The sequence below is a fragment of the Streptomyces sp. cf386 genome (assembly GCF_900103585.1).
GTDB lineage: Bacteria > Actinomycetota > Actinomycetes > Streptomycetales > Streptomycetaceae > Streptomyces.
The window spans coordinates 365,756-386,304 of the sequence record NZ_FNHV01000004.1 but is presented as its reverse complement, the minus strand read 5'-3'; the positions used below and the strand labels follow the sequence as shown (position 1 = coordinate 386,304).

Annotated in this window: 16 protein-coding genes; 6 read left to right on the top strand and 10 right to left on the bottom strand. The window is 71.5% G+C overall.

All coding sequences use genetic code 11. The annotated features are described in order from the left end of the window. The first annotated feature begins 26 nt into the window (after positions 1-26). From BLU79_RS12915 to narI, 4 genes are read left to right on the top strand one after another with little or no spacing between them, the layout of a single operon-like run. Positions 27-3,719, top strand: coding sequence for a nitrate reductase subunit alpha (locus BLU79_RS12915; protein ID WP_093905842.1), 3,693 nt, complete (start codon positions 27-29; stop codon positions 3,717-3,719). Then, positions 3,719-5,341: a nitrate reductase subunit beta gene (gene narH, locus BLU79_RS12910; protein WP_093905841.1), complete on the top strand. Its 1,623-nt coding sequence runs from the start codon at positions 3,719-3,721 to the stop codon at positions 5,339-5,341. The genes BLU79_RS12915 and narH overlap by 1 nt, the downstream gene beginning before the upstream one ends. Beyond that, positions 5,341-5,835, top strand: coding sequence for a nitrate reductase molybdenum cofactor assembly chaperone (gene narJ / locus BLU79_RS12905; RefSeq protein WP_093905840.1), 495 nt, complete (start codon positions 5,341-5,343; stop codon positions 5,833-5,835). The genes narH and narJ overlap by 1 nt, the downstream gene beginning before the upstream one ends. Next, the gene (gene narI, locus BLU79_RS12900; protein WP_093906037.1) at positions 5,832-6,554 is read left to right on the top strand and encodes a respiratory nitrate reductase subunit gamma; all 723 of its coding nucleotides are present in this window, start codon (positions 5,832-5,834) and stop codon (positions 6,552-6,554) included. Before narJ ends, narI begins: the two co-directional genes overlap by 4 nt. Here narI and dnaK read toward each other — a convergent pair. The 7 genes from dnaK to BLU79_RS12865 all read right to left on the bottom strand — a co-directional run bounded on the left by dnaK (position 6,551) and on the right by BLU79_RS12865 (position 15,491). Beyond that, positions 6,551-8,428, bottom strand: a complete 1,878-nt coding sequence (gene dnaK, locus BLU79_RS12895; protein ID WP_093905839.1) for a molecular chaperone DnaK — start codon at positions 8,426-8,428, stop codon at positions 6,551-6,553. The genes narI and dnaK overlap by 4 nt on opposite strands. A 132-nt stretch (positions 8,429-8,560) precedes the next feature. Next, a complete protein-coding gene (locus BLU79_RS12890) occupies positions 8,561-9,280 on the bottom strand; it encodes a glycerophosphodiester phosphodiesterase family protein (protein ID WP_093905838.1) in 720 nt (239 codons plus the stop codon). A gap of 136 nt (positions 9,281-9,416) precedes the next feature. Then, positions 9,417-9,845: an OsmC family protein gene (locus BLU79_RS12885; RefSeq protein WP_093905837.1), complete on the bottom strand. Its 429-nt coding sequence runs from the start codon at positions 9,843-9,845 to the stop codon at positions 9,417-9,419. A 65-nt stretch (positions 9,846-9,910) separates the two neighbouring features. After that, on the bottom strand, positions 9,911-11,719 hold the full coding sequence (locus BLU79_RS12880; protein ID WP_093905836.1) for a vWA domain-containing protein: 1,809 nt from the start codon (positions 11,717-11,719) through the stop codon (positions 9,911-9,913). Further along, positions 11,716-12,777 (bottom strand): ATP-binding protein, encoded by a 1,062-nt coding sequence (locus BLU79_RS12875; protein WP_093905835.1) that lies wholly within the window; start codon positions 12,775-12,777, stop codon positions 11,716-11,718. Before BLU79_RS12875 ends, BLU79_RS12880 begins: the two co-directional genes overlap by 4 nt. A 76-nt stretch (positions 12,778-12,853) precedes the next feature. Beyond that, positions 12,854-14,890: a phage holin family protein gene (locus tag BLU79_RS12870; RefSeq protein WP_177001013.1), complete on the bottom strand. Its 2,037-nt coding sequence runs from the start codon at positions 14,888-14,890 to the stop codon at positions 12,854-12,856. 193 nt (positions 14,891-15,083) lie between these two features. Further along, a complete protein-coding gene (locus BLU79_RS12865) occupies positions 15,084-15,491 on the bottom strand; it encodes a hypothetical protein (protein WP_093905833.1) in 408 nt (135 codons plus the stop codon). A gap of 84 nt (positions 15,492-15,575) precedes the next feature. Between BLU79_RS12865 and BLU79_RS12860 the strand changes: the two genes are divergently transcribed. Together BLU79_RS12860 and BLU79_RS12855 are read left to right on the top strand one after the other, a co-directional pair. Continuing rightward, positions 15,576-16,349 carry an MBL fold metallo-hydrolase gene (locus tag BLU79_RS12860; protein ID WP_093905832.1) on the top strand — a complete coding sequence of 258 codons (774 nt, stop codon included), beginning with the start codon at positions 15,576-15,578 and terminating at the stop codon, positions 16,347-16,349. A gap of 2 nt (positions 16,350-16,351) precedes the next feature. Beyond that, complete coding sequence (locus BLU79_RS12855; RefSeq protein WP_371131859.1) at positions 16,352-16,966, top strand: DedA family protein; 615 nt, start codon at positions 16,352-16,354, stop codon at positions 16,964-16,966. Between the two features lie 28 nt (positions 16,967-16,994). Here the strand turns inward: BLU79_RS12855 and BLU79_RS12850 are convergent, their stop codons facing one another. The 3 genes from BLU79_RS12850 to BLU79_RS48195 form a co-directional block, all read right to left on the bottom strand. Next, positions 16,995-18,119, bottom strand: coding sequence for an MBL fold metallo-hydrolase (locus tag BLU79_RS12850; protein ID WP_093905830.1), 1,125 nt, complete (start codon positions 18,117-18,119; stop codon positions 16,995-16,997). Further along, complete coding sequence (locus BLU79_RS12845; protein ID WP_093905829.1) at positions 18,116-19,363, bottom strand: aminotransferase class I/II-fold pyridoxal phosphate-dependent enzyme; 1,248 nt, start codon at positions 19,361-19,363, stop codon at positions 18,116-18,118. The genes BLU79_RS12850 and BLU79_RS12845 overlap by 4 nt, the downstream gene beginning before the upstream one ends. Positions 19,364-19,495: 132 nt before the next feature. Continuing rightward, positions 19,496-20,461, bottom strand: a complete 966-nt coding sequence (locus tag BLU79_RS48195; RefSeq protein ID WP_177000979.1) for a hypothetical protein — start codon at positions 20,459-20,461, stop codon at positions 19,496-19,498. Between the last annotated feature and the right edge of the window lie 88 nt (positions 20,462-20,549).

Sequence of the window (20,549 nt, the reverse complement as noted above, 5' to 3'; positions counted from 1 at the left end):
GGACCAGGGCAAGCAAGGGAGCGCCGGTGACCGACACGCAGATACCGCCCGCCGCGCCCGAGGAACCGGGCGCGGCCCTGCTGAAGGCCGGGAGGTTCTTCCGGCCGGGCACGGCCGCGCCCGATCTGCACAGCATCCAGCTGACCGGCGGGCGCGAGGCGGACGCCTTCTACCGGGACCGTTGGAGCCACGACAAGGTCGTGAACTCCACGCACGGCGTGAACTGCACGGGCTCCTGCCGCTGGAAGGTGTACGTCAAGGACGGCATCATCACCTGGGAGACCCAGCAGACCGACTATCCGAGCGTCGGCCCCGACCGGCCCGAGTACGAGCCCCGCGGCTGCCCGCGCGGCGCCGCCTTCTCCTGGTACACCTACTCCCCCACCCGGGTCCGCTACCCGTACGTGCGCGGTGTGCTCCTGGAGATGTACCGGGAGGCGAAGGAACACCTGGGGGACCCGGTCCTGGCCTGGGCGGACATCCAGAACGACCCCGAGCGCCGCCGCCGCTACCAACGGGCCCGCGGCAAGGGCGGCCTGGTACGGGCGAGTTGGGACGAGGCGGTCGAGCTGGTCGCGGCGGCGCACGTCCACACCATCAAGACGTACGGCCCCGACCGCATCGCCGGTTTCTCCCCCATCCCCGCGATGTCGATGGTGTCGCACGCGGCGGGCGCCCGCTTCCACTCCCTCATCGGCGCCCCGATGCTCTCCTTCTACGACTGGTACGCCGATCTGCCCGTGGCCTCCCCGCAGGTCTTCGGCGACCAGACGGACGTACCGGAGTCGGGCGACTGGTGGGACGCGGCGTATCTGATGATGTGGGGCTCGAACGTCCCGGTGACCCGCACGCCCGACGCGCACTGGATGGCGGAGGCCCGCTACCGGGGCCAGAAGGTCGTGGTGGTCGCGCCCGACTACGCCGACAACGCCAAGTTCGCCGACGAGTGGCTGCACCCGCACCCCGGCACGGACGGCGCGCTGGCCCTCGCGATGGGGCACGTCATCCTCAAGGAGTTCTTCGTCGACCGGGAGACACCGTTCTTCGCGGACTACGTACGACAGTTCACCGACCTGCCCTTCCTGGTCACGCTGGAGGAGCGGGGCGGCGCCTACGTCCCCGCGAAGTTTCTGCGCGCCTCGGACCTGGGGCAGCAGGGCGAGGGCGCCGAGTGGAAGACGGTCGTGCTGGACGAGGTGACGGGCCGCGCGGTCGCCCCGAACGGCTCCCTCGGCTTCCGCTGGACCGAGTCGGGGAAGGGCCGCTGGAACCTCGAACTCGGCGACATACGCCCGCAGTTGAGCCTGTACGGCAGTGAGGTCTCGGCAGGTGTCGAGGTGCTGCTGCCCCGCTTCGACACCGAGGGCGGGGCACACGGGCAGGGGCGCGGGGCCGTCGTACGGCGTGGAGTGCCGGCGACGAAGCTCGGTGGTGCGGGAGGGCCGCTGGTGACGACGGTCTTCGATCTGCTGCTCGCGCAGTACGGGGTGACGCGGCGGGGGCTGCCGGGCCGCTGGCCGGTGTCGTACGACGACGCCGACGCGCCCGGCACGCCCGGCTGGCAGGAGGCGCACACGTCCGTCCCGGCGGCCAAGTGCGCGCGGATTGCAAGGGAGTTCGCGCGGACGGCCGAGCGGTCGAAGGGCCGCTGCATGATCCTGATGGGCGCCGGCACCAACCACTGGTTCCACTCCGAGACGATCTACCGCTCCTTCCTCGCCCTGCTCCAGCTCACCGGCTGCCAGGGTCGTAACGGCGGCGGCTGGGCGCACTACGTGGGCCAGGAGAAGTGCCGTCCGGTGACCGGCTGGGCGACGCTCGCTGCGGCGTCGGACTGGTCACGCCCGCCGCGCCAGATGATCGGCACGGCGTACTGGTTCCTCAACACCGACCAGTGGCGCTACGACCGGTTCACGGCCGACGTGCTCGCCTCGCCGCTCGGTGCGGGGCGGTTCCGGGGGATGACGGGGGCGGACTGTCTCGCGCTGTCGGCGCGTGCGGGGTGGATGCCGTCGTATCCGACCTTCGACCGCAATCCGCTGGAGCTGGGCGAGGTGTTCGGCGATCCGGTGGCACGGACGGTTGCCGAACTGCGCGCGGGCACCCTGAAGTTCGCCTGTGAGGACCCGGACGCGCCGGAGAACTGGCCGCGCGTGCTGACGCTGTGGCGGGCCAACCTGCTGGGCTCGTCGGCGAAGGGCGCCGAGTACTTCACCCGGCACCTGCTGGGCACGCACTCGTCGCTCCAGGCCGAGGAGGCTCCCGAGGACGTACGTCCGCGCGAGGTGACCTGGCACGAGGAGGCGCCCGAGGGCAAGCTCGACCTGCTGCTGTCGCTGGACTTCCGGCAGACCTCGTCCACGCTGCTGTCGGACGTCGTCCTGCCCGCCGCGACCTGGTACGAGAAGCACGACCTGTCCAGCACGGACATGCATCCCTACGTGCACTCCTTCACCCCGGCCGTGGACCCGCCGTGGCAGGCGCGCACCGACTTCGACGCGTTCAAGGCGCTGGCCGAGCGGCTCAGCGAGCTGGCCGTCGACCATCTCGGGGTACGCAAGGACCTGGTGGCGACTCCGCTCCAGCACGACACCCCGGGCGAGACGGCCCAGCCGGGCGGGGTCGTCCTGGACTGGAAGCGGGGGGAATGCGCTCCCGTGCCCGGGCGGACCATGCCGAACCTGACCGTGGTGAAGCGGGACTACACGGCGATCGGCGCCAAGTTCGCCGCGCTCGGTCCGCTGGTGGAGCAGCTCGGCCTGCCCGCCAAGGGCATCACCCTGAAGCCGGACGAGGAGGTCGAGGACCTCCGGCACCTGAACGGGGAGACACCCGAGGGCCGCCCCTGCCTCGATACGGCCGTGAAGGCGGCGAACACCATCCTCGCCCTGTCCGGCACGACCAACGGCCGCCTCGCCACCCAGGGTTTCCGCACGCTGGAGGACCGGACCGGGCAGGAGATGGCCCACCTGGCGGCCGAGCACGAGGGCCGGCGGATCACGTACGCGGACACGCAGGCAGCGCCGGTGCCGGTGATCACCTCGCCGGAGTGGTCGGGCAGCGAGTCGGGCGGCCGGCGCTACACGGCCTTCACCCTCAACACCGAGCACCTCAAGCCCTGGCACACCCTCACCGGCCGCCAGCACTTCTTCCTCGACCACGACTGGATCCACGAACTCGGTGAGGCACTCCCCGTCTACCGGCCGCCGCTGGACATGAACAAGCTGTTCGGCGAGCCCCGCCTCGGACCGGACGGGCAGCGGGAAGTGACGGTCCGCTACCTCACCCCGCACAGCAAGTGGTCCATCCACTCCGAGTACCAGGACAACCTGTTCATGCTGGCCCTCTCCCGAGGCGGCCAGAACATCTGGATGTCCCCGCAGGACGCGGACGCGATCGGCGTCGTCGACAACGACTGGATCGAGGCGGTCAACCGCAACGGCGTGGTCGTCGCCCGGGCCGTCGTCTCGCACCGTATGCCGCCCGGCACGGTCTACATGCACCACGCGCAGGAACGCACGGTGGCCGTCCCGAAGACGGAGACCACCGGCAAGCGCGGCGGCATCCACAACTCACTCACCCGCCTCATCCTCAAGCCGTCCCATCTCGTCGGCGGCTACGCCCAGTTGTCCTGGGCGTTCAACTACCTGGGCCCGACGGGCAACCAGCGCGACGAGGTGACGGTGATCCGCCGCCGCAGCCAGGAGGTCGAGTACTGATGCGCCCCATGGCCCAGATCGCGATGGTGATGAACCTCGACAAGTGCATCGGCTGCCACACCTGCTCGGTCACCTGCAAGCAGGCGTGGACCAACCGGCGCGGCATGGAGTACGTCTGGTTCAACAACGTCGAGACCCGCCCCGGACAGGGCTATCCACGCCGCTACGAGGACCAGGAGCGCTGGCGCGGCGGCTGGGAGCTGAACCGGCGCGGCGCGCTGAAGCTGAAGGCGGGCGGCCGGTTCCGCAAGCTCGCCGGGATCTTCTCCAACCCCGAACTCCCGGAGATCAAGGACTACTACGAGCCCTGGACGTACGACTACAAGAACCTCACCGACGCCCCGCTCGGCGACGACTACCCGGTGGCCCAGCCGGTCTCGCAGCTCGACGGCAAGCCGATGAAGATCGAGTGGTCGGCGAACTGGGACGACAACCTCGCGGGCGCCCCCGCCTACGGCGACTTCGACCCGATGATCGAGCGGGCGCGCAAACAGGCCTCGGACAAGGTGCGGTTCGAGTTCGAGCAGAGCTTCATGTTCTATCTGCCGCGCATCTGCGAGCACTGCCTCAACCCGTCCTGCGTGGCGTCGTGCCCGTCGGGGGCGATGTACAAGCGGGCGGAGGACGGCATCGTCCTCGTCGACCAGGACCGGTGCCGGGGCTGGCGGATGTGCGTGACGGGATGCCCGTACAAGAAGGTCTACTTCAACCACAGCACCGGCAAGGCCGAGAAGTGCACCATGTGCTACCCGCGCGTCGAGGTCGGTCTGCCGACGGTCTGCTCGGAGACGTGCGTGGGCCGGCTGCGCTATCTCGGGGTGATGCTCTACGACGCCGACAAGGTGACGGCCGCCGCCTCGGTCCGGGACGAACGGGCCCTGTACGAGGCGCAGTTGGATGTCTTCCTCGACCCCGAGGACTCCGGGGTGCGGCGGGCGTGCGAGGAGGCGGGGATCCCGTACGACTGGCTGGAGGCGGCCCGCCGCTCCCCCGTGCACGCGCTGATCAGCAAGTACCGGGTGGCACTCCCGCTGCATCCGGAGTACCGGACGATGCCCATGGTCTGGTACATCCCGCCGCTCTCCCCGGTGGTGGACGCCCTGTCGGAGACCGGGCACGACGGCGAGGACGCGGGGAACCTGTTCGGCGCGATCGACAGCCTGCGCATCCCGCTGGAGTACCTGGCGGAGCTGTTCACCGCCGGTGACGTCGGCCCGGTGCGGTCCTCGCTGGAGAAGCTCGCCGCGATGCGCGCCCATATGCGGGCGATCAACCTAGGTGAGGAGCCGGATCCCTCGGTACCGGCCGCCGTGGGCATGGGGACCTACGAGATCGAGCAGATGTACCGGCTGCTGGCGATCGCCAAGTACGAGGACCGGTATGTGATTCCGACGGCCGCCGTCGGGGATGCCCGGCGCCTGGAGGAGTCGGCGCTCCCGCAGGGGTGCAGCCTCGACTACGCCGGCGGGCCCGGGATGGGCGGGGACGGACCCTTCGGCCAGGACTCGGGCCGCAAGCTGCTGCCGCTGGTGTCGGTGGAGAACTTCCACGCCCTGCGCGGACGGCAGACCGCCGACGACACCACCGGGACAGCTCCCACGACCGACACCGAGGAGGCCTGATGCCCTCCTTCGAGGTGCTCTACCAGGCGGCCGCGCTCTGCCTGACCTACCCGGACGACGACTTCCGCGCCCGCCTGCCGCTCCTGCGCGAAGCCGCCCCGCAGCTACGGGGGTTCACCGACCACGCGGCGGTCACACCCCCACGGGACCTGGCCGCCCACTACGTGGAGGTCTTCGACTTCAGGAACCGCCACAGCCTGTACCTGAGCTGGTGGAGCGACGGCGACACCCGGCGGCGCGGCATGTCGCTGCTCCGCTTCAAGGACCTCTACCGCGCGCACGGCCTGGAGTTCACCGGCGAGGAACTGCCCGACTTCCTGCCCGCGGTACTGGAGTTCGCGGCCCGCACCGGCAACACCGAGCTGCTGCTGGAACACCGGGACGCCCTGGAGCAGCTCCGCTCCCGGCTCACCGACTTCGGGACACCGTACGCGTCCGTCCTGGACGCCGTATGCGCCACACTGCCGACCGCACACTCGGGGGTGCGCTCATGACCACACTTCTCTGGGGCGTCCTGCCGTACGTCGCCTTCGCCCTGCTCGTCGCCGGCCTCGTCTGGCGCTACCGCTACGACAAGTTCGGCTGGACCACACGCTCCTCCCAGGTCTACGAGTCGAAGCTGCTGAACATCGCCTCGCCCGCCTTCCACTACGGCATCCTGTTCGTGCTGGCCGGCCACCTCGTCGGGCTGTTCGTCCCCGTGTCGTGGGCGGAGGCCGCCGGCGTGAGCGAGCGCACCTACCACCTCTTCTCCCTCTACGGCGGCACGGCGGCCGGCCTGCTCGCGGTCGCCGGGATCGTGCTGCTGATCTACCGCCGGCGCACCAACGCCCCCGTGTTCCGCGCGACGACCGCCAACGACAAGGTCATGTACATCGTCCTGCTCGCGGCGATCGTGATGGGCATGGTCGCCAAGCTGGCCCACTCCTCCGGCGACGGCTACGACTACCGCCAGTCCATCGCTCCCTGGGCCCGCAGCCTGTTCACCCTCCAGCCGGACATCGACCGGATGGCGGGCGTGCCGGTGCTGTACGAGGTGCACGCGGTGATCGGCATGGTGCTGATCGCGCTGGTGCCGTACACGCGGCTGGTGCATATGTTCAGCGCGCCCGTGCAGTATCTGTTCCGGCCGTATGTGGTGTACCGGAGCCGCGACCCCGAGCAGTTGGGGCCGCGGCCGGAGAAGCGGGGCTGGGAGCGGACGGGGTCCTAGGCGGCCCCTCCCTTCTGCTCCTTGTCGTCGTCGACGATCTCCGCGTCCACCACGCCCTCGTCGTCGGAGGTGCCGGACGCGTCGGACGTGCTCGCGCTCTGTCCCTCGGCCGCCGAACCGGCCGAGGCGGACGCGTACATGGCCTGGCCCATCTGCTGGCTGACCGTGGCGAGCTTCTCGATCCCCGTGCGCAGGGCGTTCGTCTCGGCGTTCTGCTCCAGTTGCTGCTTGAGGTCCGTGATCGCCGACTCGACCTCCGACCTGGTGTCCGCCGGGACCTTGTCCTCGTTGTCACGGATGAACTTCTCGGTCTGATAGACGAGTTGCTCGGCCTGGTTACGGGTCTCCGCCGCCTCACGGCGTTTGCGGTCCTCCTCGGCGTACTGCTCGGCGTCCCGCATCATGCGGTCGATGTCGCCCTTGGGGAGGGCCGAGCCGCCGGTGACCGTCATCTTCTGTTCGCGACCGGTGGCCAGGTCCTTGGCGGAGACGTGCATGATCCCGTTGGCGTCGATGTCGAACGCGACCTCGATCTGCGGGACCCCGCGCGGCGCCGGCGGCAGACCGGTGAGGTCGAAGACGCCGAGCTTCTTGTTGTACGCGGCGATCTCGCGTTCGCCCTGGTAGACCTGGATGCCGACGGAGGGCTGGTTGTCGGTGGCCGTGGTGAAGATCTCCGAACGCCGGGTGGGGATGGTCGTGTTGCGTTCGATGAGCTTCGTCATGATGCCGCCCTTGGTCTCGATGCCGAGGGACAGCGGGGTGACGTCGAGCAGCAGGACGTCCTTGACGTCGCCGCGGATGACACCGGCCTGGAGGGTCGCGCCGACGGCCACGACCTCGTCGGGGTTGACGCCCTTGTGCGGGTCCTTGCCGGTGAGTTCCTTCACGAGGTCGGTGACGGCGGGCATCCGGGTGGAGCCGCCGACGAGGATGACGTGGTCGACCGCGGAGAGCTTGATGCCGGCGTCCTTGACCGCCTGGTGGAAGGGGGTCTTGCAGCGGTCGAGGAGGTCGGCGGTGAGCTCCTGGAACTGGGCGCGGGTGAGCTTCTCGTCGAGGTGGAGGGGGCCCTCGGCGGAGGCCGTGATGTAGGGCAGGTTGATCGTCGTCTCGGAGGAGCTGGACAGCTCGATCTTGGCCTTCTCGGCGCCCTCGCGCAGCCGCTGCAGCGCCATCTTGTCGTTGCCGAGGTCGATGCCGTTCTGCCCCTTGAACTTCTTGACGAGGTACTCGACGACCCGCTGGTCCCAGTCGTCGCCGCCGAGGTGTGTGTCGCCGTTGGTGGCCTTGACCTCGATGACGCCGTCCCCGATCTCCAGCAGGGAGACGTCGAAGGTGCCGCCGCCGAGGTCGAAGACGAGCACCGTCTGCTCCTCGCCCCGGTCGAGACCGTAGGCGAGGGCGGCGGCCGTGGGCTCGTTGATGATCCTGAGGACCTTCAGGCCCGCGATGTCCCCGGCCTCCTTGGTGGCCTGCCGCTGGGCGTCGTCGAAGTAGGCGGGAACGGTGATCACCGCGTCGGTGACGTCCTCACCGAGATACGACTCGGCGTCCCGCTTCAGCTTCTGCAGCACCCGGGCGGACAGCTCCTGCGCCCGGTAGCGCGTGCCGTCGATGTCCCCCTGATCGGGGAAGCGCCAGCTTCCGTCGCCCATGTGCCGCTTCACGGAGCGGGCGGTGCGCTCGACGTTCGTCACCGCCTGCCGTTTGGCCACCTCCCCCACGAGCACCTCGCCGTTCTTGGCGAAGGCGACGACCGACGGTGTGGTCCTGGCCCCCTCCGCGTTGGCGACGACAGTGGGTTCGCCGCCTTCCAGGACGGCGACCACCGAGTTCGTGGTCCCGAGATCGATCCCGACCGCGCGTGCCATCGTTGTCCCCTTCCGCCAGGGCACCCCTTTGAACTCCAGCACAAAACTTGAGTGGGTTCTTGTCAATGGGGCGAGTGATCCAGGGGACGGGTGATCCAGGGGACGGGCGCCAAACAAGGCCTGAGCGGGCGCTCAGCCCCTGAGGGCCAGGGCCCGCCGGGGCAGATCGGTGATCAGCACGTCGACGCGCGAGTCGGCCAGGAAGGCACGCATCTGCCGGTCCTCGTTGACGGTCCAGACCATGGTGAACAGTCCGTGCCGGGCCGCTTCCCGCAGCACGGTGGCGCGCGCGAGCCGCTGGTGCACGGCGACCCCGGTCGCACCACAGGCGCGGATACGCCGCATCGGCAGCAGCTCGCTCAGCCTGATCCCGACCAGCCGCGCCAACCCGACCTCCGCACGGTGCCGCCCCAGCGACAGGGCCGTCCGCACCCGCGGAAAGTCCCGGGAGATCGCGGCGACGGAGCGATCCTCCAAGGTCGTGGCGACGAACCCGTCCACACCGAGCAACGCGACAGCCCGCTCGACCAGCTCCCGCTCGTACCCGGTCTCCTTCAGATCGAGGTGCCCCTCGATCTTCCCGCCGATCAGCTCCATGACGTCATCGACGACGGGCACGGCGTATCCGGCACGCGCGCACAGCTCGGCGTAGGTGATCCGGGACAGGAGTGGTCCGATACGACCGACCCGGGCATCGTGATGGACGACGAACACCCCGTCCACGGTCCGCCGGATGTCGAACTCGACGTACTCGGCCCCACTGAGCAGCGCATCCTCATACGCCGGCCAGGTGGCGGCACCGGCACGCTCGGTACCACCACGGTGGGCGGAGACGGCGGGGCGTGAGGGCATGGTGGATCAACTTTCGAAGAGGGGGTACGGCAACGCCGCCAAAGGGGCGCGGGGAACTGCGCGACAAGCCACAACGACGCAGCAGACGGCAAACGACCTGTCGCGGCACTCCCCACGCCGCACCCCCGATGAAGCGCTACGCCAACTTCGCCGAGAGCGTGATGGTCGTCCCCGTCAGAGCCTGGCTGACCGGGCAGTTCTTCTTCGCATCCTCCGCCGCGGCGACGAACGCCTCGTCATCGATCCCCGGCACCGTCCCCTCGACGGTGAGGTGAATCCCCGTGATCCCCTCACCCGGCTGGAAGTTCACGTCGGCCGAGGTGACCAGCTTGGTGGGCGGAGTACCGGCACCGTTCAGGGCGTGCGACAGCGCCATGGAGAAGCAGCTGGAGTGCGCGGCGGCAATCAGCTCCTCCGGGCTGGTCTTGCCGTTCGCGTCCTGGGACCGCGAGGCCCACGTCACCGGCTGCGCCTGAATGGCACCGGAAGAGTCGAAGTTGACGACACCGTTGCCCTCGAGCAGGTTGCCTTCCCAGACGGTGTGTGCGGAGCGCGTGGTTGCCACGATTCTTCCTTTCGCGTGGGGGCCCGTTCTCCTGGGCCCGTGCCCCCATCCGATCACACTCCGGCTCAACTCACGCGGAAGACCGGCCCACGCGGGGTGAACGGGAGGCGACGGCCTTGCGGAATCAGGTACGCGTGCTCGCGCCGCACCCGCAGGACATCGCACCAGCCGTCCGTGATGACCAGGACGGGCGCGCCCGGCGGGAAGTCGTCGGCGCGGTGGAGGAGGTCGATCCCGGGCTGCAGGACCGTACCGCCCCGGCCGTGCACCCGGACCCGCCCGGCGATGTCCGTCACCGGCACATACCCCGCGTCGTGCGGCCCCGCGTCGCAGAACACCACCCGTGCCGCCGGGACGTCCCGGGCCTCGGCGTAGGAGGCGATGGCGCCCAGCGCCTTGCCGAGGAGCACGCGGTTCATGGATCCGGAGGTGTCCAGGACGACGCCGAAGGTACAGCGGGCGATCTCCTCGGGCGGGAAGTAGCGGCCGGCGCGCGGGATGTCGGGGGTCGACGCCTGGCGGCGTGCGGGACGGGCGTATGTGCGCACCGGCTCCGGACGTGGCACGAACTCGTCGAACCAGCGGGCCAGTCGGGCGTCCCACGGCAGCGGCGGATGGCTGAGTGCGCGGATCTCCTCGACCAGGCCGCCGGGCAGGAAGCCGCGCTCCTGCTGCTGGTGCAGGTCGAGGCCCTGGCACAGGCCCCGGCGGTAGAACTCGTCGAGGTCGACGTGGTCGCCGGGCGGGCCGAGCGGGGCACCCAGCACATCGCCGAGGCCCTTGCCACGCAGAGTGGCCAGCCGACGCATCCGGCGCAGGTCGCCGACGATCCGGTCGTACACCTCCTCGGCGGACAGGCCGGTGAACTGGGCGTCGTACAGCAGCCCTTGGGGCATCTCCCCGATCTGCATCTCGCGCAGCCAGCCGTTGATGACGTAGTCGCAGGCGACGTTGAAGAGGTAGGGGTCGCGGGTGCCGCAGCGGTCGCCGTGGCGCAGGGCGGCGTGCAGCATCTCGTGGGCGAGGATGAAGCGCCACTCCTCGTCCTCGAACGTCCGCAGCGGGTTGATGTAGATCTCGCCGGCCTCGGCGTTGACGGCGGCGACGGCGATGCCGTGCGCGCGGGCGAGTTCGGCGTCGGCGACCAGCTTGATGCCGGCCGCGATGCCGCCGAGCAGGGGGTAGGAGGTGATGAACCACTCCAGCGCCCACTGCCAGGGCCGCTTCTTGACCGGTTCGCCGTCCATGGAGTCGCGGCGGCCGCCCGCCAGGTCCATCGCGGTGGAGACGGTGCGGGTGAGCGCGGTCGCGAACGCCAGCTGATGGTCCGGAGGGGACCCGAACCAGCCCTGCCACTCCACGAGCAGCTGGTCGGGCTCCGGGCCCGCCGTGCCGCAGCGTTCGTACGCGGCCGGGACGCCGTCGCGCCGCCAGGGCGCGGCGAGCTGCTCCTCGTCGCCGTCCGGGTAGGTCAGCGGCAGGTGGTCCGGGGCCTTGCCGACCGGGAAGGTGAGCAGGAAGCGATTGACGGCGACGCAACGGGCGGCGAGGTCGGCGCGGTCGGGCTGCACAGGCGTGCCCTTCCTGGAAGGGACGTGACCGAAGCCGAGGTGCAGGACCGCGTGAGCGATCGCCCAGGCCCAGGCAGGGGGCTCGGCGATGCGCTCGGGGTGGACGTGCACGATGCCGTCCGAGTCGACGCGGACGAGGCCGTCGCGGGGCGCGAGTCGGCACTCCTCGTGGCGGCAGACGTCGAACTCGACGGCGGCCAGCGCGGGGTTGGCGCGCACCAGCCGCAGCCCCTCGGTGAAGGCCTCCGCCGCGAGGTCCCGCTTCTTCTTCCCCTTGCCGCCCTTGCCGCCGCCGCGGCTCATCGCCGCGCCTCCACCAGCCGGGGCATGTCACGCGCCGCCTCCACCAGGAACCAGGACGGCAGCACCGGATTGCCGTCGGCGTCGGAGGCGATGACGCTCTGGGCGACCTCGACGGAGATCTCCGCGAGCTGCACCAGCAGCGACTTGGCGCGGTACGCGGTCTGCCGGCCGCTCCCGGACATGTGGTCCTTGCTGACGGGCAGTTCCTTGATCAGACGCCCGCGGAAGGACTCGGCGAGGTAGTAGAGCAGGTCGCGGTCCTCCATACGGTGCGGCCAGCGGGCGTCGCCCTTGATGATGGCCTCGATGCCGTACTGGCTGCGCACGATCTTGACGTAGCCGCAGAACGCGGTCGCGTGCGTGGGCGTCAGCGTGCCGTGGGCCAGGACCTTGAGCGTCTCCTCGTCGAGGTCGCGGCCGAAGGAGTGCAGCGCGTCGGAGAGCATGTGCCAGGAGCGGGGCGTGGAGAACGGCTCCTCGGTCTTCGGCGGCTTGGACCACAGGTGGTCGGGGCGGTCGGTGAGGTGGTCCAGGATCCAGGGGTGGATGCCGTTGTTCGCGGCCCAGGTCAGCCAGTCCTTGGCGGAGGCCTCCAGGTGGACGTGGGTGAGGCGGTTGACCAGCGCGGACGCGATGGGGCGGGCGAGGGCGTTGTCGGTGGCCCGGTTGCCGGCACCTATGACGATGGATCCCTTGGGGAGTTCGTAGTTGCCGATACGGCGGTCCAGGATCAGCGAGTAGAACGCCTTCTGCACATCCGGGGTGGCCGCGTTCAGCTCGTCCAGGAACAGGCAGTACGGCTCGTCGCGGGCGATCGCCTCCGGCGGGCAGAAGACCGAGCGCCCGTCCCGGATCTGCGGGACGCCGATCAGGTCCTCCGGCGCGAGCTGGGTACCGAGCAGGCTCACGCACTCCAGGCCCAGCGACTCGGCGAAGTCCCTGACGAGGGAGGACTTGCCGATGCCGGGGGCGCCCCAGATGAAGACCGGCCGCACGGTGGCGAGGCCGAGCAGGAGGTCGGGGATTCGGGTGGGCGTGACGGTGACGGCTGCCTGCAAGGCAAAAGCTCCTGGGGGGCGAGGGATTTGCGACTCGAACAGTGTGTGCCTGTGCGACCCCGAACGCAGCCGATTTTCAGGCGGCCCGCTCCTCCGGCTCCGTCTCCAGCGGCACCTGTGGGCCGTTCGATTCGCGCAGCCAGCGGCGCAGCACACGGTGCACATGCTCGGCGCCGACCAGGTCCTCCCCGTCGTCGACCGGTGTGGAGAAGGCAAGCGGCGACAGCAGGAACGGCTTGCCCTGTGCCCCGCCCAGTCCGCCGTGCGAGCCGATCTGCTCCTCGAAGGCGAGCACCTCGCCGTCGGCGGGGTCGTAGGCGGAGTTGACCATGATGTCGGCGGCGTTCGGGAAGGAGTGCGTACGGCGGACGGTATCGGCGGCGCCCGGCCCGAAGACCGCCAACGGCCCGGGATCGTCGTCCAGTCGGTCCAGGGGGATCTCGGCGCCGTACGCGCCGAGCACGACCCCGCCGTTCTCCTCGCTGCGGACGAGCAGGAAGCCGATGCCGGGGTGGTTGGCGAGGGTGGTGAGCAGGGCCGGATGGCGGGCCTCGATCTCCTCCCTGGTCATGCGGTGCGGCACGTCCGGGAAGGAGACCAGGCCGAGGTTGCCGGAGGCCAGCACGATCGGTTCGGAGCGGCGGCGCGAAGGGCGGTGCTGCTCGCCGCCCTCCTCGACGGGCCGGCGCAGCGCCGCCCGCACGGACGCGCGGGCCTCGGCGCCGCTGTGCGTGCGCTGCGCCTTGCGCGGCACGGGCAGCCCGCAGCCGGCCCGCACCAGGTCGCCGAGACCGAGACCGTAGCGGGCGCGGAAGGTCTCGCCGGGGCTCTGGCCGTGGTCCGACAGCACGACGATGCGGTACGGCCGCGGCGCGTGCTCGGCGACCTTCTCGATCAACGCCAGCGACCGGTCGAGGCGTTCGAGGACCTTCTCGGTGTCGCGGCCTGCCGGTCCGGAGTGGTGGGCCACTTCGTCGTAGGCCACGAGGTCGGCGTAGACGGCGGTGCGGCCCGCGAGCATGTCGCCCATCACCGCGGCGACGACGACGTCCCGCTCGACGACGGTCGCGAAGGCGCGGACGAACGGGTAGAGGCCGCCCCGGGAGACCCTCGGCCGGACCTTGCGGGCGCGGGCCCGGGTGGACTGGCCGATCTCGCGGCCGACCTCGGCGACGAAGGACAGGGCGGTGCGCACGGCGTTGGCCGGGTCGGAGAAGTAGGCGAAGTAGCCCGCCCGGGAGCGGTTCTCCCGGCCGCGCCGTCTGGTCGCGATGGACAGCACGAGGGCCTGCTCGTCGGCGCCGCCGCCGAAGAGGTTGCCGCGGCTGGCGCCGTCGGCACTGAGGAGCCCGCCGTGGCCGGTGCGGTCGATGGCGCGACGCTGGAGTTCGGCGGCGCTCGTGGGGCGGTTGCAGACCATCACCTCGCGGCCGGCCTTCTCGTACCAGCGGAACGCGGGAACGTCGTGGTTGCTGCCGTGCAGGATGCCGAGCTGGCTGGCGCCGGTCTGGCTGGACCAGTCGGTGCGCCACGGGGTGAGCCGGTGGGTGGGGCGGGAGCCGTCCTCGGATGGGCCGCCGTTGCCGAGCCAGCGGCCGACGGTGGGCATCAGGTCCTTGCCTACGGCGTCGAGGAGGACGTCGTGGCCGACGCCGTCGAGTTGCAGGAAGACGGTGCCGGGGCTGGTCGGGCCCGGGGGCAGGGCGCCGCGGCGGCGGTCGGCGAGACGGTACAGGCGGCGTCGGTACGCGTCGTCGTCCCGGACGGCCAGGGCGGCGCCGGTGGCGGAGGCGACGGCGGACATCACCGCGGCGACGATGACGGCGGTCTCCGGGGCGGCCTCACTGTCGCCGGAGGGGACCAGGCGCAGGGCGATGATGAGGAGCGAGCCGTTGAGGAAGAACACCAGCAGGCCGAGCACGAGCGCGGGCACGAGGAGCAGGAGCCGTACGAGGAGGGGCCAGACGAGGGCGGACAGCAGACCGAACGCGCCGGCGCCCAGGGCGGCGGTCATGGCGATACGGGTGGCGCTGTCGCCGTCGGCCGACTGGAGCTGGAAGTCGGGCAGGATCCCGGCGAGCACGAGCATGGTGACGGTGGACACGGCCCACACGGCCACGCTCCGCCCGACCTGACTGGCAACCCGCCGCCAACGCCCACCACGCACGCGCAGCCCACCTCACGTCCCGACCCGTTGTCTCGGTACGGGCCCTACGCCCCAGCCTGGCACACGCCTCCGACAACGCCTGTGCCGCCCGAGTCTGCTCGCCCCCGCCGCCCCTACCCGAAGGTGGCGGCCGCGATCGTCAGCGGCCGTCGTACCCCGCCGTCGGCATCGACAGCCTCCGGTGCACCCGGGCCTTCATCTGGGCGTCGTACAACGGCTCCGCGCGCCCCACCGTCTCCACCCGCACCCCGCGCCGGGCGCACTCCGCGGTGAACGCCTCGACGGACGACAGCGCGCTCTCCAGTACCCGTCGGCTGGGCGCCACGAACAGGTCGAGACCAGGGCGGACGCCCTCCCACAGCACGCTGTGGTCGGCCCGCAACCCGCGTACGAGAAGTTCGCGCGCGACGACGTACCCGTGCTCGACGGCCCAGTGCGCGCACATCGCGTATTGGCTGCGGGAGTCCACCAGGAAGGGGTCGGCGTCCAGCTCTTCGAGCGGCGTCAGACTGGCGATCGCCGTCACGCGCACTACGGATGACCCCATGGCGTCCCCCTCACCTCCGGGTTTCGCCGCCGACCATACTCCAGCCCGTACGCTTCGGGGAGTCGCGCGAAGGAGGCAAAGAAGGTGCCGGTGGAGATCACCTGGTGGGGTCACGCCACCTGCACGGTCGAGGATTCGAACGTGCGCATCCTCACCGACCCCTTGTTCGCACGCCGGCTCGCACACCTGCGCCGGCGCCGGGGCGCACTACCGCCGCCCGACGCCTGGCGTGCGGACGTCGCCGTGGTCTCCCACCTGCACTCCGACCATCTGCACGTTCCGTCGCTTGCGAGGCTCCCGCAGGGCACCCGTCTGCTCGTGCCCGAGGGCGCGCCCCGCGCGGTGCCGGGCCTGCGCCGCCTCACCCAGCTGCGGGTAACCGAGATGACGCCCGGGGACGTGACGTCGGTGGGCGGGGTGACCGTACGGGCCGTTCCCGCGCGGCACGACGGGCGGCGACTGCCCGTCGGGCCGCACCGCTCCCCCGCCCTCGGCTATGTCATCGAGGGCGAGGCACGCACGTACTTCGCCGGGGACACCGGCCTGTTCGAGTCGATGGCCAAGGACGTCGGCCCGGTCGACGTGACGCTGCTGCCGGTGGGCGGCTGGGGACCGTATCTCGGTGAGGGCCATCTCAACGCGGGGCGGGCGGCCGAGGCGCTGGTCCGGCTCGCGCCGCGCAGTGCGGTGCCGGTGCACTACGGCACGTACTGGCCGATCGGCATGGACGCCGTACGTCCGCATGAATTCCACGCACCCGGCGACGAGTTCGCACGGCTCGCGGCCGAGCGCGCGCCCGGCGTATCGGTGCACCGGCTCGCGCACGGGGAGAGCGTGCGCCTGGGGGTGGCCCGGTGACGATGCTGGCCGCCACCGCGACGACGGTGCCGCCGGAGTCGACGCAGCAGGCGATCGGCTATCCGTCGCTGTTCCTGCTGGTGCTGATCGGGGCGCTGGTGCCCATCGTGCCGACGGGGGCGCTGGTCAGTTCGGCGGCGGTGGTGGCCTTCCATCAGACGGCGCCGTTCTCGCTGGCCCTGGTGTTCGTGACGGCGTCGACGGCCGCGTTCCTGGGCGACGCGACGCTGTACTGGCTGGGTCGGCGCGGCATGGGCTCGAAGAACGGCTCCCGGTGGCTGGAGGCGATCCGCTCGCGCGCGCCGGAGGAACGGCTCACCCAGGCGCAGGAGAAGCTCGCCGAGCATGGTGTGGCCGTGCTGGTGCTGTCCCGGCTGGTGCCGGCGGGGCGGCTTCCGGTGATGCTGGCGTGTCTGCTGGCGAAGTGGCCGATGCGGCGGTTTGTTCGCGGGAACCTTCCGGCGTGCCTGGCCTGGGCGGTGACGTACCAGTTGATCGGGATCCTCGGGGGCTCGCTGTTCTCGGAGCCCTGGGAGGGCGTGGTCGCGGCGGTCGTACTCACCGTTGCGATCAGTGTGGCACCGAGTGTTTGGCGACGGGTTCGACCTGCCAAGTGATGTTTTCGTTCCCCTGAGGTTGCGATCCTTACCCGGCGACGTCAAGCACACGTGACCCACCGACCGGCAGATCCCACAGGTCCTCCCGGTCCAGTCCCGCCCTCTCCCACGCCGCACGCACGCGCGTGAGCGGCTCCAGGACCGGCTCCGCCGACAGCACGAAGGCGGCCCAGTGCATCGGCGCCATCCTCCGCGCCCCCACCTCCTGGGCGGCACGCACCGCCTCCTCCGGGTCGCAGTGGACGTCGCTGAGCCACCAGCGGGGGTCGTAGGCGCCGATGGGGAGCAGGGCGAGGTCGATTCCGGGGTAGCGCTCGCCGATGCGGGTGAACCAGTGGCCGTAGCCCGTGTCGCCCGCGAAGTACACGCGCTGTCCGTCGGGGGCGGTGAGCACCCAGCCGCCCCACAGACTGCGACAGGTGTCGATGAGGGTGCGCTTGGACCAGTGGTGGGCGGGCACGAAGTCGAAGCGGACGCCGGACAGTTCGGCCGCCTCCCACCAGTCCAGCTCGGTGACCTGGGTGAACCGGCGGCGTCGGAACCAACCGGCGAGGCCGGCCGGCACGAACACGGGGGTGTCCCGCGGGAGTCGGCGCAGTGTGGGCGCGTCCAGGTGGTCGTAGTGGTTGTGGCTGATGACGACCGCGTCCACGCGCGGCAGGGCGCTCCAGGCGATGCCGACGGGGGTGATGCGGGCCGGGGTGCCGAGGATGCGCCGCGACCAGACCGGGTCGGTGAGGACGGTGAGGCCGCCGATCCGCACGACCCAACTGGCGTGTCCCGCCCAGGAGACGGCGATCGTGCGCGCGTCCACGCGGGGCAGCGGGCTCGGCTCGAAGGGGAGCCGCGGGATGTCGGCGAGGCCTTCCCGGCCGGGGCGTACGGAGCCCTCGCGGGCGAAGCGGGCGAGGGCCTTGATGCCGGGGAGCGGGGCGGTGAGGCGGTCGTGGAAGGTGTGTGGCCACACCCGGCGTTCGCCCAGCGGGCGGGGTGCGGCGAGCGGCGGGAACGGGGGCGCGAAGGGGGACGGGGGCGCGAAGGGCGACGGGCCCGCCGGAGCGTCGGCTTCCTGCGTGGTCGTGTTGGTCGTGGTCCTGCTGGTCGTGCTCGTGCTGGTCGTACGCGTGGTGGGCGACTCGGACTGCTGCGTCATCGAGGAGGCTCCCATCGCTGAGCGTCGTCGCGGAGATCGTCGAAGACCGACTTCAAGTGGATCAACGCGCGTTGCACATGTGGCAGTTCCAACGGCGTGGGTGAACCGATGCATTCCGCGCGTTCCTGGTCGGTGCCGGCCAGCAGCGGTCCGGTGGACAGCCGCACGCGCAACGCCCCGAGGTCGTCGCCGAAGCGGTGCCCGCCCGGCGCGGGCATGCCGAGTCGGGCGGCGAGGAAGTCCTCCAGATCCTGCGCGTCCCCCACGTCGTGCGCGGACAGCCCGGGGCGCAGGGGGCCGAGGTCGATGTACAGGTGCCGCCCGGCCTGCGGGGGTCGCGCGAGGGCTCCGGCCCCTACGGCGGCGGCATGCGCGGCGGCGGCCACGCGCGCGTGCAGGCGTACGGCGGCGGTGACGCGCGCGGTGACCGGCTCGGGTTCCGTCAGCGCGTACCCGGCGGCGAGGGCGACAGGGCCGGCGACGCGGGCGCCGAGCGCGGTGAGCACGTCCAGCACGCGCGCGTGGAGGCCGTCACCGTCCTCGCCCGCGGGGAACCGGGCGACCGCGGCCGGCCAGCCCGGCGGGAGGTGGGCACCGGCCAGGTCGGTGACGACGGTGACCTGCTCGGGCAGCATCTCGGCGGGGCTGAGCAGCACGGTGTCGTGCGGGGCGTGCACGGTGTCCCGCCAGGTCTCGTCGCTGACCAGGTGCAGCCCCTCGCCCGTCGCCGCCTCCAGGGTCTCGTGCAGCACCTCGGGCGGGGCCACGGTGGCGGTCGGGTCGTCGACGACGGACAGCACGAGCAGCCGCGGGTCACCGCCCTCGGCGCGTACCCGGCGGACGGTCTCCAGAAGGGCGTACGGATCCGGGACACCGCCGCACTCGGCCGGTGTCGCCACGTGGAAGACGGGTCTGCCCAGCAGGCGTGCGTACGGCGCCCACCAGGCGGCACAGGGCCGCGGCACCAGGACGTCGCCGCCGATCGCGAAGGTCAGTGCGAGCAGCAGGGCAGGGGCGCCGGGGCCGGCCACCGCCCGCTCGGGCTCGGTCGGCAGGCCACGCCGTTCCCAGTAGCCGCACGCGGCCTCCAGGAGCGCGGGGCCGCCGCCGATCGGTTCGCTCTCGGCCCGCCCCGCGGCCGCGGCCAGCACGGCGGCCAGCTCGGGCAGCACGGGCAGCCCGTCGTCCGGGAGCGGCGGCCCGTACCGGACGGGGCCGTGGCCTTCGGGGTCCGTCCGGCGCATCGGTGCCTCCGCGCTGTGCCTGGTGCCGGGGTGGTTCGTCGTGGTCGGGTGCGCCGTGTGCCCCTCGCGCCCCGCGTACCTATCGTGGCGCCACGCCATGGGCGCCCGCCGGGGTTTCGCCCGTCCTGGCCATCAGTCCTCCGCGGCGGGCGTCCTACGACGCAGCCGGTACACCGCGCCGCCCAGGGCACCCGTGATCAGGACGCCGCCGGCGACCAGGGCGGGGACGGAGTCGGTGAAGGTACCGCCCGCGCCGGCCTGCACCCCGTGCTCCGTATCCGCGCGGTCGCAGTCCTCCGAGTGTGAGTCGCCCTTGTCCCAGGAGGCCTCGGTGTCCTGCGAGTAGGGCACACTCCGGTCGGGCGCGGTTCCGTCTGCCGGCGCCCCGGACCCGGTGCACGGACGACGGCTGCCGCTGCCAGCACCGTCCTTGCCACCCTCGGTGCCCTGCTTACCGCCCCCGGTGCCTTGCGTGCCGCTCTCGGTGCCTTGCTTACCGCCCTGATCGCCTCCCGTGGCGTCCTTGCCGCCTTCGGTGGCGTCCTTACCACCCACGCTGCCGTCCGTGGCACCACTACTGCCGTCCTTGCCACCCACGCCGGCGTCAGTGCCACCGCCACTACCGTCCTTGCCACCGCCATCCTTGCCACCGCCGGCGGTGTCGCCACCGCCGCTGTCGCGGGTCACCGTGAGCGGCGCGCTCCACGCCTTGCCCTCCGCGCCGGACACCGCCGGACAGGTGCCGTCGACGGTCCACGCGGACTCGGATCCGACCGCGTCCGGGTCGCCCTCGAAGTTCTCGGCCGGTGGGACACGGGCGGTGCCGCTGTAGGCGGGCCCTGCCGCCTTCTCGTCGTTGCCGGAGACCAGCTTCAGCTGGACGGTGCCCTCCTCGAACACCTGCGAGACGGCATCGATGGCGCCGGGCGCGCTTCCTTCGAGGGGGTCGCAGGAGACCGAGACGGTGATGCTGCCGCCCGGGGAGACGGTGCCGGGGCTGACCTCCGCGGCCGGGTCCGCCCACGCGGCCGAGGCGACGAAGCCCAGGACGACACCGACCAGGGCGGCGACGGACAGGGCACGGGCGGTGCGGCGCATGGGGTGAACTCCTTCGGCCGACGGCTGCGGGGGTACGGCGGTCGTGCCCCCGCAGCCATGACAGCCCGCCCGGCGTCCGGGCGCGCGC

Excerpts from the sequence above, each read along its gene's own strand:
- narH (WP_093905841.1), top strand. The coding sequence starts at position 3,719 with ATGCGCCCCATGGCCCAGATCGCGATGGTGATGAACCTCGACAAGTGC.
- narJ (WP_093905840.1), top strand. The coding sequence starts at position 5,341 with ATGCCCTCCTTCGAGGTGCTCTACCAGGCGGCCGCGCTCTGCCTGACC.
- narI (WP_093906037.1), top strand. The coding sequence starts at position 5,832 with ATGACCACACTTCTCTGGGGCGTCCTGCCGTACGTCGCCTTCGCCCTG.
- dnaK (WP_093905839.1), bottom strand. The coding sequence starts at position 8,428 with ATGGCACGCGCGGTCGGGATCGATCTCGGGACCACGAACTCGGTGGTC.
- BLU79_RS12890 (WP_093905838.1), bottom strand. The coding sequence starts at position 9,280 with ATGCCCTCACGCCCCGCCGTCTCCGCCCACCGTGGTGGTACCGAGCGT.
- BLU79_RS12880 (WP_093905836.1), bottom strand. The coding sequence starts at position 11,719 with ATGAGCCGCGGCGGCGGCAAGGGCGGCAAGGGGAAGAAGAAGCGGGAC.
- BLU79_RS12865 (WP_093905833.1), bottom strand. The coding sequence starts at position 15,491 with ATGGGGTCATCCGTAGTGCGCGTGACGGCGATCGCCAGTCTGACGCCG.
- BLU79_RS12855 (WP_371131859.1), top strand. The coding sequence starts at position 16,352 with ATGCTGGCCGCCACCGCGACGACGGTGCCGCCGGAGTCGACGCAGCAG.
- BLU79_RS12850 (WP_093905830.1), bottom strand. The coding sequence starts at position 18,119 with ATGACGCAGCAGTCCGAGTCGCCCACCACGCGTACGACCAGCACGAGC.
- BLU79_RS12845 (WP_093905829.1), bottom strand. The coding sequence starts at position 19,363 with ATGCGCCGGACGGACCCCGAAGGCCACGGCCCCGTCCGGTACGGGCCG.
- BLU79_RS48195 (WP_177000979.1), bottom strand. The coding sequence starts at position 20,461 with ATGCGCCGCACCGCCCGTGCCCTGTCCGTCGCCGCCCTGGTCGGTGTC.